17 protein-coding genes are annotated in these 17,007 nt (G+C 68.8%); 15 read left to right on the top strand and 2 right to left on the bottom strand.

What is annotated here, in order from left to right:
* The 3 genes from U9979_RS20165 to U9979_RS20155 all read left to right on the top strand — a co-directional run.
* On the top strand, positions 1 to 1,409 hold a 1,409-nt coding region (locus U9979_RS20165), incomplete at its 5' end, for a YifB family Mg chelatase-like AAA ATPase (protein WP_322780613.1).
* Positions 1,406 to 2,548 carry a DNA-processing protein DprA gene (dprA, locus tag U9979_RS20160; RefSeq protein WP_322780612.1) on the top strand — a complete coding sequence of 381 codons (1,143 nt, stop codon included), beginning with the start codon at positions 1,406 to 1,408 and terminating at the stop codon, positions 2,546 to 2,548. The genes U9979_RS20165 and dprA, both read left to right, overlap by 4 nt.
* A gap of 60 nt (positions 2,549 to 2,608) precedes the next feature.
* On the top strand, positions 2,609 to 3,568 hold the full coding sequence (locus U9979_RS20155) for a tyrosine recombinase XerC (protein WP_322780611.1): 960 nt from the start codon (positions 2,609 to 2,611) through the stop codon (positions 3,566 to 3,568).
* 25 nt (positions 3,569 to 3,593) lie between these two features.
* On the opposite strand, the gene U9979_RS20150 is transcribed toward U9979_RS20155, so the two are convergent.
* The gene (locus U9979_RS20150) at positions 3,594 to 4,145 is read right to left on the bottom strand and encodes a M23 family metallopeptidase (protein WP_322780610.1); all 552 of its coding nucleotides are present in this window, start codon (positions 4,143 to 4,145) and stop codon (positions 3,594 to 3,596) included.
* Positions 4,146 to 4,491: 346 nt separating this feature from the next.
* Here U9979_RS20150 and rpsB point away from each other — a divergent pair, with 346 nt between their 5' ends.
* From rpsB to U9979_RS20115, 7 genes are all read left to right on the top strand, one after another.
* A complete protein-coding gene (gene rpsB / locus U9979_RS20145) occupies positions 4,492 to 5,472 on the top strand; it encodes a 30S ribosomal protein S2 (protein ID WP_322780609.1) in 981 nt (326 codons plus the stop codon).
* Between the two features lie 135 nt (positions 5,473 to 5,607).
* Positions 5,608 to 6,222 carry a translation elongation factor Ts gene (gene tsf / locus U9979_RS20140; protein WP_322748301.1) on the top strand — a complete coding sequence of 205 codons (615 nt, stop codon included), beginning with the start codon at positions 5,608 to 5,610 and terminating at the stop codon, positions 6,220 to 6,222.
* Between the two features lie 108 nt (positions 6,223 to 6,330).
* The gene (gene pyrH, locus U9979_RS20135; RefSeq protein WP_416210157.1) at positions 6,331 to 7,122 is read left to right on the top strand and encodes a UMP kinase; all 792 of its coding nucleotides are present in this window, start codon (positions 6,331 to 6,333) and stop codon (positions 7,120 to 7,122) included.
* On the top strand, positions 7,119 to 7,676 hold the full coding sequence (gene frr, locus U9979_RS20130; RefSeq protein ID WP_322752117.1) for a ribosome recycling factor: 558 nt from the start codon (positions 7,119 to 7,121) through the stop codon (positions 7,674 to 7,676). Before pyrH ends, frr begins: the two co-directional genes overlap by 4 nt.
* A 98-nt stretch (positions 7,677 to 7,774) precedes the next feature.
* On the top strand, positions 7,775 to 8,659 hold the full coding sequence (locus U9979_RS20125; protein WP_322766875.1) for a phosphatidate cytidylyltransferase: 885 nt from the start codon (positions 7,775 to 7,777) through the stop codon (positions 8,657 to 8,659).
* A gap of 20 nt (positions 8,660 to 8,679) precedes the next feature.
* Entirely contained in the window at positions 8,680 to 9,873 is a 1,194-nt protein-coding gene (rlmN, locus tag U9979_RS20120; protein WP_322780608.1) for a 23S rRNA (adenine(2503)-C(2))-methyltransferase RlmN, read from the top strand.
* Positions 9,854 to 11,002 (top strand): PHB depolymerase family esterase, encoded by a 1,149-nt coding sequence (locus tag U9979_RS20115; RefSeq protein WP_322780607.1) that lies wholly within the window; start codon positions 9,854 to 9,856, stop codon positions 11,000 to 11,002. The genes rlmN and U9979_RS20115 overlap by 20 nt, the downstream gene beginning before the upstream one ends.
* Before the next feature lie 39 nt (positions 11,003 to 11,041).
* Here the strand turns inward: U9979_RS20115 and U9979_RS20110 are convergent, their stop codons facing one another.
* Positions 11,042 to 11,392, bottom strand: coding sequence for a hypothetical protein (locus U9979_RS20110; protein ID WP_322748296.1), 351 nt, complete (start codon positions 11,390 to 11,392; stop codon positions 11,042 to 11,044).
* A 285-nt stretch (positions 11,393 to 11,677) separates the two neighbouring features.
* On the opposite strand from U9979_RS20110, the gene dxr reads away from it, so the two are divergent.
* From dxr to U9979_RS20085, 5 genes are all read left to right on the top strand, one after another.
* On the top strand, positions 11,678 to 12,919 hold the full coding sequence (gene dxr / locus U9979_RS20105; RefSeq protein WP_322748295.1) for a 1-deoxy-D-xylulose-5-phosphate reductoisomerase: 1,242 nt from the start codon (positions 11,678 to 11,680) through the stop codon (positions 12,917 to 12,919).
* Positions 12,920 to 12,973: 54 nt separating this feature from the next.
* The gene (locus U9979_RS20100) at positions 12,974 to 14,167 is read left to right on the top strand and encodes a site-2 protease family protein (protein ID WP_322766879.1); all 1,194 of its coding nucleotides are present in this window, start codon (positions 12,974 to 12,976) and stop codon (positions 14,165 to 14,167) included.
* A 168-nt stretch (positions 14,168 to 14,335) separates the two neighbouring features.
* Positions 14,336 to 15,490 (top strand): flavodoxin-dependent (E)-4-hydroxy-3-methylbut-2-enyl-diphosphate synthase, encoded by a 1,155-nt coding sequence (gene ispG / locus U9979_RS20095; protein ID WP_322780606.1) that lies wholly within the window; start codon positions 14,336 to 14,338, stop codon positions 15,488 to 15,490.
* Between the two features lie 18 nt (positions 15,491 to 15,508).
* Complete coding sequence (locus U9979_RS20090; protein WP_322752110.1) at positions 15,509 to 16,360, top strand: GNAT family N-acetyltransferase; 852 nt, start codon at positions 15,509 to 15,511, stop codon at positions 16,358 to 16,360.
* A 133-nt stretch (positions 16,361 to 16,493) separates the two neighbouring features.
* Positions 16,494 to 17,007: ABC transporter substrate-binding protein (locus U9979_RS20085; protein WP_322780605.1), on the top strand; the 514-nt coding region annotated here is incomplete at its 3' end.

Genomic DNA, 17,007 nt, shown 5'->3' with positions numbered 1-17,007 from the left:
AGGCCAAGGACCGCATCCGCGCCGCGATCGTCAACTCGGGTCAGGCCTGGCCCAACCAGCGGATCACAGTCGGGCTCTTCCCCGCGACCCTGCCGAAGTCCGGTAGCGGGTTCGACGTGGCGATGGCCGCCGCGGTTCTCGGCGCGGCGGCCACAGTTCCGCCGGAGTCGCTTCGCGGTCGGGTGCTGCTCGGAGAACTCGCACTGGACGGTCGGTTGCGGCCCGTGCGCGGCGTGCTGCCAGCGGTGATGTCCGCGCTCGACGCGGGCATTGACCGCGTCGTCGTTCCCGAGGCCAACGGTGCGGAGGCGGCGTTGGTCCCGGGTGTCGTCGTCGAACCCGTGGCGGATCTCGACTGCCTGATCCGGCTCTTGCGTGGTGAGTACGCGCCGGATCGACCGCCCAGAATCATCATGGATGCGCCGCCGGCCGCCACGCAGGATGCCGGCGATCTCGCCGACGTGGCGGGCCAGTCCCGCGGGCGCCTGGCGGTCGAGGTGGCGGCCGCCGGCGGCCACCACCTGTTCATGCAAGGTCCACCGGGCAGCGGCAAGACCATGCTGGCGGAGCGGTTGCCAGGCCTGCTGCCCGCGCTCGACACCGAGGCTGCGCTTGAGGTCACCGCCGTGCACTCGGTTGCCGGGTTGCTGCCGGCGCACTGCCCGCTCGTGCTCCGGCCGCCATTTCGCAGCCCGCACCATTCGGCAACGCCAGGTGCACTCGTCGGTGCCGGTTCAACTGTGTTGCGGCCGGGCCTGGCCAGCCAGGCACACCGCGGTGTGCTGTTTCTCGACGAGGCCCCCGAATTCGCCCGTCTCACGTTGGACGCGTTACGTCAGCCGCTGGAAAGCGGGGTGATCGAGCTTGCCCGGGCCCGGATCAGCGCTCGGTTTCCCGCCCGGTTCCTGCTGGTGTTGGCGGCGAACCCGTGCCCGTGCGCCCGGGCGGGCGGCGCTGCGGCCAAACTGTGCGACTGCCCGAGCCTGGTTCGTCGGCGTTATCTCTCCCGGCTGTCGGGACCCCTGCTCGACCGGGTGGATCTGCAGGTGGAGCTTGCCGCGCCGAGCCGTGCCGAGCTGCGAGCGGACTACAAGTACGCCGAGACCTCCGCGGTGGCGGCCGAGCGCGTCCAGCGCGCTCGGCAGGCGGCCTCGCGCCGGCTGGCCGGTACGCCATGGCGTACCAACGCCGAGATCCCCGGTCCGGCTCTGCGCCGAATGTGGCCGCTGCCGGCCGGCGTGACCCGACCGGCCGATCTTGCCTTCGAATCGGGTCACCTGACCGCTCGGGGGCTCGACCGGGTCCTGCGGGTCGCCTGGACCCTCGCCGACCTCGCAGGCGTGGCGTGCCCCGGGCCGACCCAGCTCGGGATGGCTCTGGACCTGCGCCTACCAGGGCGGTCCCAGTGACCGCCGACAGCGAGCGGTTGGCTCGGGTGGCCCTGGCACGCGCGGTCGGGTCTGACAAGCCGGCGATCAGTATCGAGGTCGCCCGCCGCGGGGCGGCATCGGTCTGGGCCGATCTACGCGTGCGCCATCCCGATGTCGACCCGGAGCGCGACCTTCGCCTGCTGGCCACACTCGGCGGGCGACTGCTCTGCCCGGGTGACCCGGAGTGGCCGTCCGCGCTGGGCGTACTTCGCGATGTGCCCGGGGCCGATGCGCACACCGAACCGGGCGAACCGCTCGCGCTGTGGGTGCACGGCGCCGGGGACCTCAACCAGTTGTGCGAGCGCGCCGTGGCGGTCGTGGGGTCGCGCGCGGCCACGGCCTATGGAACGACGGTCACCTCTGATCTTGCCTCGGGGCTGTCGGACCGGGGCTGGACGGTGGTCTCCGGGGCGGCCTTCGGCATTGACGCGGCTGCCCATCGCGGCGCGCTCGCGGCCGGTGGGCCCACGATCGCGGTCCTTGCCGGCGGCGTCGACATCGCCTATCCGCTTGCCCACGCGGAGCTGCTGGCGCGTATCCGCGACAACGGGCTGGTCCTGAGCGAGGCACCACCGGGCAGCTCGCCCTACCGGGGGCGCTTTCTGACCCGTAACAGGATCATCGCCGCGTTGACCCGGGGCACGGTTCTGGTCGAGGCGGGTCATCGAAGCGGCGCTCTGAACACCGCTCGGCATGCACGGCGCCTGGGGCGGGTGGTCATGGCTGTTCCAGGACCGGTTACCAGCGCGCTGAGCGTGGGTTGTCACCGTCTGTTGCGGACGCACCGTGAACAGACCGTCCTGGTCACCGATGCGGCCGAGGTCTGTGAGGAAATCGGCGCGGTCGGTGAGCTCGCCGGCCACCTGCCCGTACCGCCGGGCATCCGCGATGGCCTTCCCGAGCTCGTGCACCGGCTCCTTGATGTCATGCCGGCGCGGGGGTCGGTGGGTGGGGCGGTGCTCGCCGAACGGGTGGGTGAGCGGCCGGAAACCGTACAGGCACTGATGGGCCCCCTTGTCGTGGCCGGTCTGGTGGAGCATCGAGCTGGCGGGTACAGCCTGACGGCGCTGGGCCGGGCGCCGTCGGCGGCCACTGCGTCGCGCCCACCGGAAAGCTGATCGTTGTTGGAGAGCTGATCCTTGTTGACCTGGCCACCGGGACAGGGCACGGTCGGGCATATGGGTGGTGAGACGGGTGCTCGCGCGGATGCGGTTACCTGGGATGTCGCTGTTGACGCCTACCTGAGGTACCTGGCCACCGAGCGGAACCGGTCGGTCGAGACCGTCCGTGCCTACACGGTCGATCTCCGAAACCTGTGCGCGTACGCCCGTGGGGTGGGGCGCCACGAACTGGTGGAACTCGATCTTGACGTGCTGCGCGGCTGGCTCGCCGCGATGCGCTCCGGCGGCAGCGCCGCCGCGACCGTGGCCCGCCGGGCGTCGGTCGCCCGCGGCTTCAGCGCGTTCGCGGCGAGGCGGGGCTGGCTGCCCGTCGACGTCGCCGATCGGCTCGCCGGCCCGCGGCGATCGGCGACGCTGCCGACCGTGCTGACCGCCGTCCAGGCGTGGGAACTGCTGGCGGTGGATCCGCGGACGGAGGCCGACGACGGACCGGCCGGACCGCGACGGGATGCGCTCCGTGCGCGGGACTGCGCGGTTGTCGAACTGCTGTACGCGACCGCCACCCGCGTCGGTGAGTTGTGTGGTCTGGACCTCGACGACGTCGACGACGAACGGCGGCTCGTGCGGGTGCTGGGCAAGGGCGGGCACGAGCGCGCGGTTCCGTTCGGCCTGCCCGCGCGACGCGCATTGCGGGCCTGGCTGGACGCCGGTCGGCTGGCGCTCGCGGTGCCCGGTAGCGGCGGAGCGCTGTTTCTCGGCGCACGCGGTGGCCGGTTGGACCCGCGCACGGTCCGCCGTATTCTCAGCGCCCGTCTGGCCGCGGTGGGCAGCGCCCGAACCGCGAGCCCCCATGGCCTTCGGCACGCCGCGGCCACCCACCTGCTGGAAGGCGGTGCCGATCTGCGCTCGGTGCAGGAGCTGCTGGGGCACGCAAGTCCCGCGACCACACAGATCTACACCCATGTCACGGCGGAACGGCTCCGGGCCGCCTATGAACAGGGGCACCCCCGGGCCTGAGGGCAATCGGTCCGACGGGACGGGTTCAAGCCAGTGGCAGCAGCCTGGGCTGGCGGTGCGGCAGCAGACTGAGCGGATTGAGGTAGCGGGCTCCGTCGAGCAGGCCCCAGTGCAGGCAGGCGTCAGCGGGACACCCCGGATGCCCCGCGACGAGCCGGCCGATGATCTCGCCGCCGGCCACTGACCGGCCCTCGGGGACAACCGGAATGACGGGTTCGTAGGTCGTTCGCAGTGCCCCGTGATTGATCGTGATCACGCCACGCCCGGCGATCATGCCGGCGAACGAGACGGTTCCCGGACCGGCGGCGCGCACGTCCGCGGCTGGCCTGCCTACCAGGTCGACACCGCGGTGGCCCGGTCCGTAGGGCGTCGCGGGTGGCACGAAGCCGCGACCGATCACCAGCGGGCCGTCCAGCGGCGCCCGCCAGCGTGCTGGCCCGGGTGCCGGCGCCGGTGCCGGGGCGGTTGCCGCCAGGGTCCGGTAGCCGGCAACCGTGTGCGGCCATCGGCTGACCATGAGGGTGACCAGCAGGGCCAGGACGAGGATGACGGCTCGATGCCGGGGCGGTGGGATCATGGCGGCTCCTTGGTTCGCTCCAGGCCTCGGGCCTGTACCGATCTCCGGTCACCAGTGCCACGGTGCCTGCATCGGCGGCCTCGGTCACGCGCGGACAGCGCCCTGTGGACAACCCGCGCAGGAGCGCGGTGCCGGTGGGCGTAGAATCGGGGACACGGCTCGTGCCGTCGAGCTGAATACGCGCGCCCTTTCTCTGCCGACCTTCGTGGTGTGGCGGGGAAGGCTTCCTCGGTCCGCCGTTCCCGCGGTGGTAGGGGCCAGCAGGGCGTCAGGGGCCCCGGTCGCCGGCTGGGGCCTGTAACCGAGGTGCGCCGGTCCGCCCGGCGCCGGAAGGGAGCGACTAGCCATGGCTGTCGTCACCATGAAGCAGTTGCTCGAAAGCGGTGTCCACTTCGGTCACCAGACAAAGCGCTGGAACCCGAAGATGAAGCGCTTTATCTTCACCGAACGTAATGGCATCTACATCATCGACCTGCAGCAGACCCTGTCCTACATCGACCGGGCCTACGACTTCGTGAAGGAGACCGTCGCCCACGGCGGTACGGTCCTGTTCATCGGGACCAAGAAGCAGGCCCAGGAGGCCATTGAGGAGCAGGCGCAGCGGGTCGGTATGCCTTATGTCAAGGAGCGCTGGCTCGGTGGCATGCTCACGAACTTCTCCACGGTCTACAAGCGCCTCCAGCGGCTGAAGGAGCTCGAGGAAATCGAGCTCACCGGCGGTACGGAGGTCCGGACGAAGAAGGAACAGCTCGTCCTTTCTCGCGAGAAGGCCAAGCTGGAGCGCACCCTCGGCGGTATCCGCGACATGGCCCGTGTGCCCAGCGCGGTCTGGATCGTCGACACGAAGAAGGAGCACATCGCGGTCGGCGAGGCGCGGAAACTGGGAATTCCGGTGGTGGCTATTCTGGACACGAACTGTGACCCGGACGAGGTCGACTACCCGATTCCCGGCAACGACGACGCCATCCGCAGCGCGGCCCTGCTCACCCGCGTGGTAGCCGATGCCGTGGCGGCCGGCCTGCGCTCCCGGGCGGGCGGGTCGACATCGACGGACGCCAAGCCCGAGGTGGCCGCCGGCGGAGAGCCGCTGACCGCGTGGGAGGAAGAGCTTCTGCGTGGCCAGGGTGCCGTGGCCGAACCGGCGGTGGTAGCCGAACCGGCGGTGGCGGCCGAACCGGCGGTGGCGGCCGAACCGGCGGTGGTAGCCGAACCGGCGGTGGTAGCCGAACCGATGTCCGAGCACAATGCCAGTCACGAGGGCAACGGCGCAGGTCAGATCGATTCCGACACGGTCACCGCGGTGGGTGCTGCCGCCGTCCGGGTCTGAGAAGATCCAAACCGGTGTCCAACTGATCGTGGCGCTGTCGGCCTCGCGAGCGCGCCAGCTCGTGTGTTCCAGCAGCGCCATGTCCCAGCAGCGTCCCCACAAACACCAGCAGCCGGACGGAACGAGAAGAGCACCATGGCAGAGATCACAGCCGCTGACATTCGCAAGCTCCGGGAACTGACCGGTGCTGGAATGAGCGACGTCAAGAAAGCGCTCGTCGAGAACAACGGTGACTTCGAGAAGGCTCGGTCGTGGCTGCGGGAGAAGGGCTTGGCGCAGGTTGCCAAGCGGGCCGGGCGCAGTGCGTCCAACGGCCTGGTCGACTCCTATCTACACAAGACCGACCCAGCGCTGCCGCCGACCATCGGCGTTCTGCTGGAACTGCGATGTGAGACCGACTTCGTTGCCAAAACCGACCAGTTCAAGCAGCTTGGGCGTGACATCGCGCAACATATCGCTGCGGCTGACCCGCTCTACGTGACCGCGGAGCAGATCCCGAACGAGGTCCTTGAGCAGGAAAAGAAGATCTACGAGGCCGCCGCTCGCGAGGAGGGCAAGCCCGAGCCAGCCCTTCCGAAGATTGTGGAAGGCCGGCTGAACGGTTACGTGAAGTCGGTGGTCCTGCTTGAGCAGCCATGGGTCCGGGACGGTAAGATCACTATTCGGGCGCTGCTCGAACAGGCCGGGTCAGCCCTCGGTGAAAAGATCGAAATTGGTCGTTTCGCCCGATTCAACGTCAAGCAGGCCTGACCGCGCTTCTCGCCGCCCGAAAGTCTCCCGCGCGCGGGAGTGGGGCAGACTAGCTGGCAGTGCACGTCCACCGGCCGATGATCGCGGCTGACGGCGAGGGGGCCGATCGTGACCGAGAACGCCATCAGGGATGCAGATGCTGCAGCCGGTTGTGAGCGCACGGATGTGCGCTGGCACCGCGTGCTGCTGAAGTTGTCCGGTGAGGCGTTCGCCGGGGGCGAGCCTCTCGGCATCGACCCCGACACGGTGGCGACCATCGCGCGCCAGCTCGCGGAAGTGAACCGGACCGGCATCGAGATCGCGGTCGTGGTCGGCGGTGGCAACATGTTCCGCGGCCAGCGGCTTGCCGAGCGTGGCGTCGACCGTGCCAGGGCCGATTACATGGGGATGCTTGCCACCGTGATCAATTGTCTCGCGCTGCAGGATGTCCTGGAGCGTCAGGGGGTGGTGACCCGGGTGCAGACGGCGATCGCCATGGGCCAGGTCGCAGAGCCGTACCTGCCGCTGCGGGCTATCCGGCACCTGGAGAAGGGCCGTGTCGTCATCTTCGGGGCGGGCCTGGGCGCGCCGTTCTTCTCCACGGACACCACCGCCGCGCAACGGGCTCTGGAGATCAAGGCGCAGGCTGTTCTCAAAGCCACCAAGGTCGACGGTGTCTACGACGCCGACCCCACGACGAACCCCCATGCGGTTCGTTTCGACACGCTCGTCTACGGCGAGGTGCTGGCTCGCGGGCTGAAGGTCATGGACGCTACGGCCATCAGCCTGTGCATGGACAATCGGCTGCCGATCGTGGTTTTCGACCTGCTGACGGAGGGGAACATACTGCGGGCCGTCCGCGGTGAGAAGATCGGCACTCTGGTCAGTGTGGACGAGGGCGGGACGGAAGGACGATCGTGATCGACGACGTGCTCCTCGAGGCCGAGGAGAAGATGGACAAGGCGGTCCAGGTCGCGAAGGACGATTTCGCCACCATCCGGACGGGGCGGATCACTCCTTCGGTGTTCTCCAAGGTTCTCGTTGACTACTACGGCGCGCCGACGCCGGTGAGCCAGCTGGCGTCGTTCCACATACCGGAACCGAGAATGGTCATTATCACGCCGTATGACAAGGGCTCGCTGGCTGCGGTCGAAAAGGCCGTCCGAGACTCCGATCTCGGCGTGAACCCGAGCAACGACGGAACGATCATCCGTTGTATCTTTCCCGAGCTCTCCGAGCAGCGTCGACGGGATCTCGCGAAGGTCGCGCGGACCAAGGCGGAGGATGCGAAGATCAGTATCCGTAACGTCCGCCGGCACGCCAAGGAGGCCATCGACCGCATCGTCCGCGACGGCGATGCGGGTGAGGACGAGGGCCGGCGCGCGGAAAAGGACCTGGAAGAGGCAACGCATCGATATGTCGGCCAGGTGGACGAGTTGCTGCGGCACAAGGAGTCGGAGCTGTTGGCCGTCTGACCGACACCGACAGGCACTTTGTCGTCCGTTGCCGTGAGTCGAATACGTTCCAGGGTGATATTGCACACGCTCGTCGGTCCGGGCGGTACGAGCAGTTCATGGTCAGGGCCTTGGGTGAGGATCTCGTGACGGGTGTCGGACATGCGACCCGCGAGCTCGAGGTGCGTCGGGTGCGAGCAGGTCGGGATCTTCCCGCGGCGATCATAGTCGGTATCGCGCTGGCATTGATCATCATTGTGCCCCTGTTCACGGTGCGTCCGCTGTGGATTGCCGTGATCTGTGCGGCTGTCACGGTTGGCGTGTTCGAGATGGTCAGGGCGCTGCGCCTGTGCGGGATAAAGATCGCTCTGCCGCCGCTCGCGGTGGGGACGGCGGCCATGCCAGCGGTGGCCTACCTCACCGGTACCTCCGGTCTGGTGCTGGCCCTGGCCGCGACGGCCGTCGTGACGACCGCCTGGCGGCTGGCCTACTCGGACAAGAACCTGTTGACCGACGTGGCGGCCGGTGTGTTCTGCGCGGCGTACGTGGGTCTCCCGGCCGGTTTCGCGGCCCTGCTGACCAGCCCGCCGGACGGGCCGCGGCGGATGGTCGCGTTCCTGGCGACCGCCGCGGCAAGTGACATCGGCGGGTACACCGCAGGCGTCCTCTCGGGCGGGCGGCACAAGCTCGCCCCGACGGTGTCCCCGGGTAAGTCCTGGGAGGGCTTTGCCGGTTCCGTTGTCGTATGTGTGATCGTCGCCAGTGTTTCGATGGCCTGGCCCCTGCATGCCGCACTCTGGCAGGGGGCGGTGCTCGGCATCGCGATCGCCTGCACGGCGACCGCCGGTGACCTGGGCGAGTCGCTGCTCAAACGGGACATCGGTATCAAGGACATGGGCAACCTGCTGCCGGGACATGGCGGGATCATGGACCGGTTGGACTCGGTGCTGTGTACGGCGCCCGTTGCCTGGCTGCTGATCACCGCCTTCGCGCCACCATCGTGACCTGGCAGACTGGACGGGTCATGACCGATTCCTCCGCCGCCTCGGCGCCGCAACCGCTACCGCAACCGCTACCGCAACCGCTACCGCAACCGCTACCGGTGACGCTGGTCCGCTCCGCCCGGGTGCGCCCACCCCGCCATCTCGCTGACCTCACCGTCGAGCAGCGCCGCGAGCTGGCGGTATCCCTGGGCGAGCCGGCCTTCCGGGCCGACCAGATCTCCCGCCATTATTTCGCCAGGCATCTATGCGCCGACGATGCGGAGGCGATGACGGATCTTCCCGTCGCCTCCCGCCCCGGGCTGGTGGAAGCGCTGCTGCCGGTGCTGCTGACGCCGGTGAACGTCATGACCTGTGATGGTGGAGACACGCGCAAGACGCTGTGGCGGGCCTTTGACGGCGTGTTGATCGAGTCGGTGCTGATGCGCTATCCCGACCGGTCCACGGTCTGCGTGTCCAGTCAGGCCGGGTGCGGGATGGGTTGCCCGTTCTGCGCGACCGGCCAGGGCGGGCTCACCCGCAACCTGTCCACGGCCGAGATCGTGGACCAGGTGGTCGCGGCGGCCCGGACGCTTGTGCGCGGGGAGCTGGCCGGCGGCCCGACCAGGCTGTCGAACGTCGTGTTCATGGGTATGGGCGAGCCGCTGGCCAACTATGCCACTGTGATCGCCGCATTGCGGATGCTCAGTGGCCCGGCACCGGTGGGCCTGGGGCTGTCGGCACGGTCAATCACGGTGAGCACGGTCGGGTTGGTGCCGGCGATGCGCCGGCTTGCCGGGACGGGCCTGCCGGTGACGCTGGCCGTTTCCCTGCACGCACCCGACGACGAGTTGCGTGATCGCCTCGTCCCGGTGAATCGGCGCTGGCCCGTGGCGGAGGTACTCGCCGCGGCCTGGGAATACGCCGAGGTGACCGGACGCCGGGTGAGCATCGAGTATGCGCTGATCGACGACGTCAACGACCAGCCGGAACGCGCCGACGCCCTGGCCGGGCTCCTTGCCGGTCGGCTTGCGCACGTCAACCTGATTCCTCTCAACCCGACCCGGGCGGTGTCCTGGCGGGCCAGCGAACGGGGCCGGGAGCGGGAGTTCGTCCGTCGGCTACGCCGGCGTGGAATCGCGGCGACTGTGCGCGATACGAGGGGACGCGACATCGCCGCAGCGTGCGGGCAGCTGGCGGCTGACGGGTCGGACCGGAGTGACAGTGCCGCCGGGTGACCGCCGCTCGTCCCGTCGATCGGTCGCCCGTCGCGACCGCAACCCGCGCTGGGTTCCGGTAACCGCGGCGGCCGGGGCCATTCTGATCATCATAGGACTGGTCCTCTACTTCGGTGGCGACGATCCCGGCCCGCAGACCAGGGTGGGGCAGTCGGCGGGTACCGCCGGGGGCCCCACCGGTGGACCCGGCGGTGGACCCGGCGCCACTGGGCCACCAACGCCGGCACCGGCGCCGACCGCGGCGAGTGGATGCGTGACCGCCAGGACCATCGCGGCCGGATCGAGCCAGCAGTCGGTCCGGGTCGGGGCGGACACCCGTACATACCAGCTGGCGGTTCCCGCCGTCGACGCCCATGCCCGAGCACTGCCGCTCGTCCTTGCCTTTCACGCCTTCGGAGAGGACCCGGCCGCGCTGGAGCGCTACGCCCATCTGGCGGAGATCGGCACCACGACGGGCTATGTCGTTGTCACCCCGAACGGCGCGAACGGCCGGTGGAACTTCCCGCGCCGGGCCACCATCGGGCCGGACGACGTGGCGTTCGTAGCCGCGATCATCGGTGACCTGGGCACCCGGATGTGCCTGGATACCCGCAGGGTGTTCGCCACCGGGCTAGCGGACGGCGCGGACATGGCCATCACGGCGGCCTGTGCCCTGCCGGGGACCTTCGCCGCGGTCGTGCCGGTGGCCTTTGCCGTCCTGCCCGCCAGCTGTCCGGGTCCCGTGCCGAGCCTGCTGGCGATCAACGGAACCAGCGACCCGGTGACGCCGCTGGAGGGCGGCGGAGCGGATCGTCCCGCACCCTTTGACGGCACCCAGGCACAGCCGATGCAGGCCCGCCTCGACCGTTACGCCGGCTCCGTCGGCTGTGGGCCGGCGAACACGTGGGTGCGGGACACCACCGCTCTTCGGCGGTTGGTGTTCACGGCCTGTCCCCGCGGCCGTGACGTGGGCTTGCTGGCAAGTGTGGGTGGTGGCCACGTGTGGCCCGATCCGGATGCCGACCCGCCCAAGGGTGCGGCGCGTGCGCAGTTCAGCGCCACCGAGGTCGCCCTCGCCTTCTTCCGCGGACATCCGGGGCCCGCGCCCGCCACCCCGGCGCCGAGCGCCGCCGGAGCATCCCCGCGATAGCGGTACGGCCCGCGTCAACGGCCTCAGCCATGGTGTTCGTCAGCCATGGTGTTCGCAGCCAATCGACAGGCGCGTCACGGGCTCCCAGGCGATGAATTCACACCCGCGCGGATGGACCCGTCGGGTGATGCGGTTCGGGCGGTCGTCGACGTCGAGAGGGGCCCGGGTGGCCGGGTCGGTGGCCTGCTCGTGCGCCCATGCGTGCGCGGTGTCCCAGTCGTCGAAGGAAGCGACCACCTCGCCGTCGCGGTCGTACACGTGGAAGCGTCGGGTGCGGGTGGCCGTGTGCCGCACGGGTGGGATGCGGCCTCGGCGATGGTCCAGGTGAAGATCCAGGTGCTGGTCCAGGCGATGGTGGCGGACGGGATACGTGCGGTCGGCGGGTGGCACTCGCGGCCTCCTGGGGTCAGGGCCTTCGCTGTGGATGAACCTCAGCGTCGATGAACCTCAGCCAACCGGGTTAGCTGTTTTCCGGGAATGCGCGACGACGGTGCGTACCAGTGCGATGACACTTTGCATGTGCAAAGGCGGGCGCCCTGTGCACGCGGTGAAATTGTGCTAAACAACACTTTATTGATGACCACCGTCCCGTTTCGGGCGTAGGAGTCCTGCCCAGGCAGAGTCGGGTGTCGGCTGGCGAACAGGTGTGGGCGTGCCCTCCGGGCGCCTGCGACAATGGTCGACGTGGTCGAGACATCGCTGCCGCGCGAGGTAGTCCTGCTTGGTTCGACTGGTTCGATAGGAACCCAGGCCATTGATGTGGTGAAACGCAATCCCGACCGGTTCCGCGTGGTCGCGCTGACCGGCGGCGGGGCAAGGGTCGACCTGCTGGCCGCCCAGGCCCTTGACCTGGGTGTCGAGGCCGTTGGGGTAGCCCGTGCCTGCGCCGCGCAGGATCTACAGCTCGCCTTCTACGCGGAGGCGTCCCGGCGGGGCTTTCGCAAGGGCGAGTACGCCATCCCGAAGATCTTGACCGGACCGGACGGGGCTACGGAGATCGCCGCGTGGCCGTGCGATGTCGTCCTCAACGGCATCACCGGTTCGGTGGGCCTCGCACCCACGCTGGCCGCGTTGCGGGCCGGTCGCACGGTGGCACTTGCCAACAAGGAGTCGCTGGTCGCCGGTGGTCCGCTCGTCCTTGACGCGTTGGACGGCGATCCTTCCCGGCTCGTTCCGGTGGACTCCGAGCATTCGGCGCTGGCCCAGTGCCTGCGCGGCGGCCGGGCCGCGGAGGTTCGCAAGCTCGTCCTCACCGCCAGCGGCGGGCCGTTTCGGGGCCGCTCCCGCGCCGAGCTGGGCCAGGTGAGCACGCAGCAGGCGTTGGCGCACCCCACCTGGGACATGGGGCCGCTCGTCACGATCAACTCGGCAACCCTGATGAACAAGGGCCTCGAGCTGATCGAGGCGCATCTGTTCTTCGGAGTGCCCTATGACGACATCGACGTCGTCGTCCATCCGCAGTCGTTGGTGCACTCGATGGTCGAGTTCGTCGACGGGTCGACGTTGGCGCAGGTCTCCCCGCCCGACATGCGCCTGCCCATCGCCTTGGCCCTGGGGTGGCCCGATCGGGTAGCCGATGCACAGGCCCCGATGGACTGGCGGCGGGCCCAGTCGTTGACCTTCGAGCCCCTGGACACGGTCGCGTTTCCGGCGGTGGATCTCGCCCGGGAGACCGGGCGCCGCGGTGGGACCGCGCCCGCCGTCTTCAACGCCGCCAACGAGGAGGCCGTGGCGGCCTTCCTCGGGCATCGCCTGCCGTTCGTGCGCATCGTCGATGTTGTGGCCGAGGTGGTCATGTCGCACACGGTGACGCAACGTCCGAGCCTGGACGAGGTGTTGAGCACTGAGCAGGAGGCGCGCGAACAGGTGCGTGCTCTCATCGACCAAGGATTCGATCGGACAGTGATTCCTTCGTGACGCTGAGGTACAATGCGACATTCTCCAGCGCTGTGATCGGGGTGTGACCGCACCATGACCAACGCGATTGGCATCGTCGCGTTCGCCTTGGCTCTGATCGTCTCCATCGTCCTGCACGAGGCCGGTCACTTTATGACGGCACGTCACTACGGTATGAAGGCCTCGAAATTCTTCGTCGGATTCGGCCCGACGCTGTGGTCGCGCACCCGGGGCGAAACCGAGTACGGGATCAAGGCGATTCCGGCCGGGGGATTCGTCAAGATCGAGGGGATGACCCCGCTCGAGGAGATCGATCCGGCTGACGCCGACCGGGCGTTCCATGCCCGGCCGGCCCACCAGCGGGCGGTCGTGCTCGCGGCCGGGTCGTTCATGCACTTCGTCATCGCCATTGTCCTGATCTACAGCGTGCTGCTGCTTCTCGGGACGTCGCATCCCAGCGCGAACAAGGTCGGCCGGACGGTCTGCGTGCCGGTGGCCGGGCAGTGTGCCCCGCAGGCGGCGGTGGGTCCGGCTGAGCTCGCGGGTGTGCGCGTGGGCGATCGGGTCGTGAGTTTCGACGGCACGACGATTGGTGACTGGAGCCAGTTCACCCGTCTCATTCGTGATCATGGCCCGGGACCTGCGACGCTCGTGGTCAACCGGGACGGACGGGACGTGACGCTACGACCTGATCTGGTCTCGGTCCGTCGGGACCGTCAGACCGGGTTGGCTGGCGACGATCAGGTCGGGGCGATCGGCATCGCACAGGGCTACGACGTTGTGCGGTACAACCCGATCTCGGCTGTCCCGAGGACCGTGCGCATCCTTGGCAGCGGAGTCACCGGGATGTACGACACCCTGGTCCACCGACTCGGTGACCTCACCAACCTCTTCGGCAAGGACCGGAACGCCAACGGTCTGGTCGGTGTGGTCGGCGCGGCACGGGCCGGTGGTGAGCTGCTGTCGGCGCAGGACGTGTCCATCGGCCAGCGCATCGGTGACTTCCTCGTGCTGGTGGCGGGGGTCAACCTGGCGGTCGGCCTGTTCAACCTGCTGCCGCTGTTCCCACTCGATGGCGGGCACCTGGCGGTTCTCGGCTTCGAGCAGGCCCGGCACGGGGCACGTCGGTTGACCGGCTATCGGGGACCGGTCAAACGGGTCGACCTCGTGAAACTCCTGCCCGCGGCATACGCGATGGTCGCGTTCTTCGTCATCCTGAGTCTGATCATTCTATCCGCCGACATCGTCAATCCGATCAGTTTCAACTAGCCTCCCGCTCTTGTGCGGCGGAGGAGGAGCTAGATGGTGGTCTGCTGTCAGCGAGACCGCATCGCCGCTGGCTCGGCGGGCTTAGAGCGCTTTGCGGGCCAGTCTTTTGCCCAGCTTCCGACCAGCTTCCGATCAGCTTCCGACCATTGACACGCCAGTGAGGACATCGTGACAGTAACTCTCGGCATGCCCGAGGCGCCGGCACTCCCGCTCGCCACCCGGCGTCATAGCAGGCAGATCCAGGTCGGCACGGTGCCGGTCGGCGGGGACGCGCCGGTCTCCGTCCAGTCCATGACCACGACACTCACCTCGGATGTCAACGCCACCCTGCAGCAGATCGCGGAGCTCACCGCTGCCGGCTGCCAGATCGTGCGGGTGGCCGTCCCCAGCCAGGACGATGCGGACGCGCTGGCCGCCATCGCGAAGAAGTCGCCGATCCCGGTGATTGCAGACATCCACTTCCAGCCGAAGTACGTCTTCGCCGCGATCGACGCGGGCTGTGCCGCGGTCCGGGTCAACCCCGGGAACATCAAGGCGTTCGACGACAAGGTCGGGGAGATCGCTCGCGCTGCCGGCGCCGCGGCCACGCCCATCCGGATCGGGGTGAACGCGGGGTCGTTGGACAAGCGCCTGCTGGCCAAGTACGGCCGGGCGACCCCGGAGGCGTTGGTGGAGTCGGCGCTGTGGGAGTGCTCCCTGTTCGAGGAGCACGGCTTCACCGACATCAAGATCTCCGTGAAGCACCACGACCCGGTCGTGATGATCCAGGCCTACCGGTTGCTCGCGCAACGTTGTGACTACCCGCTGCATCTGGGAGTCACCGAGGCGGGCCCGGCCTTCCAGGGCACCATCAAGTCGGCCGTGGCCTTCGGCGCGTTGTTGGCGCAGGGCATCGGTGACACCTTGCGGGTGTCGCTGTCGGCGCCCCCCGTCGAAGAGGTCAAGGTCGGTATCGGCATTCTCGCGTCCCTGGGGATGCGTCAGCGTACCCTGGAGATCGTTTCGTGTCCGTCCTGTGGTCGGGCCCAGGTCGACGTCTACAAGCTGGCGGAAGAAGTCACCGCCGGCCTGGAGGGAATGACGGTGCCACTTCGGGTCGCCGTCATGGGCTGCGTGGTGAACGGGCCGGGCGAGGCGCGCGAGGCCGATCTCGGGGTGGCCTCCGGCAACGGCAAGGGTCAGATCTTCGTCCGGGGTGAGGTTGTCAAGACCGTGGCCGAGGCGCAGATCGTCGAGACGCTGATCGAGGAGGCCATGCGGCTGGCCGAGCAGATGGAGGTCGACGGGGCGACACCCGGCGAGCCTTCGGTGTCGGTCGGGTAACTTTCGGCGTTTGTGACCATGGGCCTTCCGCTTCGCTCCGCCCCCACCCGCCTGCTTGACGACCACGATCTGCCTGCGGTTCGGGAGCTGCTCGCGCGTAACCCGATCGCAGACGTGTTCGTCGCGTCCCGGGTGGAGACATGCGGACTCGCCCCATGGCGGTTGGGCGCGCAGATGTGGGGCCATCTGGTGGACGGCCGCCTTGCCGCCGTGTGCTACTCGGGCGCGAACCTCTGGCCTGTCGCGGCGGGTCCGGCTTCGGCGAAGGCGTTCGCCGAGCGGGCCCGCCGCCAGGGCCGTCGATGTTCCTCGATCGTCGGCGTGGCAGATGCGGTGCAGGTCATGTGGCGGCATCTGGAACCGGTATGGGGACCCGCCCGTGAGGTCAGGGCGGACCAACCACTGTTGGCGATCTCCGAGCCTCCCGCGGTGGCTCCCGACCCCGCCGTGCGTCACGTCCGTCCCGACGAGTTGGATCTCCTGCTGCCGGCGTGCGTGGCGATGTTCACCGAGGAGATCGGGGTGTCTCCGGTGCTCGCCGATGGTGGGGCGCTCTATCGGGCCCGGATTGCCGAGTTCGTCAGCCGGCGTCGTTCCTTTGCCCGGATCGAAGACGGGCGGGTCGTGTTCAAGGCCGAGATCGGCGCGGTGGCTGGAGACGTCTGTCAGATCCAGGGGGTCTGGGTGGCCCCGGAGCTACGGGGCAGGGGCCTGGGGGCGGCCGGCACCGCGAGCGTGGTGGCGATCGCGCAGGCGACTCTCGCACCCGTGGTCAGTCTCTATGTCAACGAGTTCAACCATCCCGCGCGCCAGGCCTATGACCGGATCGGCTTCTACCGGGTCGGTACCTTCGCGTCGATCCTGTTCTGATCCGTCCGTACCCGGGTGGGGATGGCGCCCGGGGCCTTCCTCTGCCATGCTCAGTTTTCCGACCACTTCGATCGGTTTGCATGGCGCCGTGGGGCGTCGTTGCGGTGAGACACCACAGCTGGGGGGAAGGCACATGTCATCGAGGAGGCTGTGGCGTCGGATCACGCCACTGCTCGCGGCCGGCGCGTTGGCGTTGGCGGCAACGGCCTGCTCGAGCGGTGGAGACGGCAACACCGTGTCGGCCGGGAGTTCGGCGACCAGCTCGACTGCCGGTCCGACGGGGACACTGCGGCTCGGTTACTTTCCGAACCTCACCCACGCACCAGCTATCTACGGTCTTGACCAGGGGATCTTCGCGGCCACGCTCGGCCCGGGCGTGAAGATTGCGACCTCGACGTTCAACTCGGGCACCCAGGAGGCCGAGGCGATCCTGTCCGGCGCCCTCGACGCCGGCTACATCGGGCCCAACCCCGCGGTCAACGCCTTTGTCAAATCCAAGGGTGCAGCGCTGCGCATCATCTCGGGCGTGACATCCGGTGGGGCCGGCCTCGTGGTGAAGAGCGACATCACCTCGGTCGACCAGCTGCGCGGCAAGACGATCGCGACTCCCGGTCTCGCCAACACCCAGGATGTCGCGCTGCGGTATT

Source organism: Protofrankia sp. Cas4, from assembly GCF_963555915.1.
Classification (GTDB): domain Bacteria; phylum Actinomycetota; class Actinomycetes; order Frankiales; family Frankiaceae; genus Protofrankia.
This window is presented reverse-complemented; position numbering and strand designations above follow the sequence as displayed.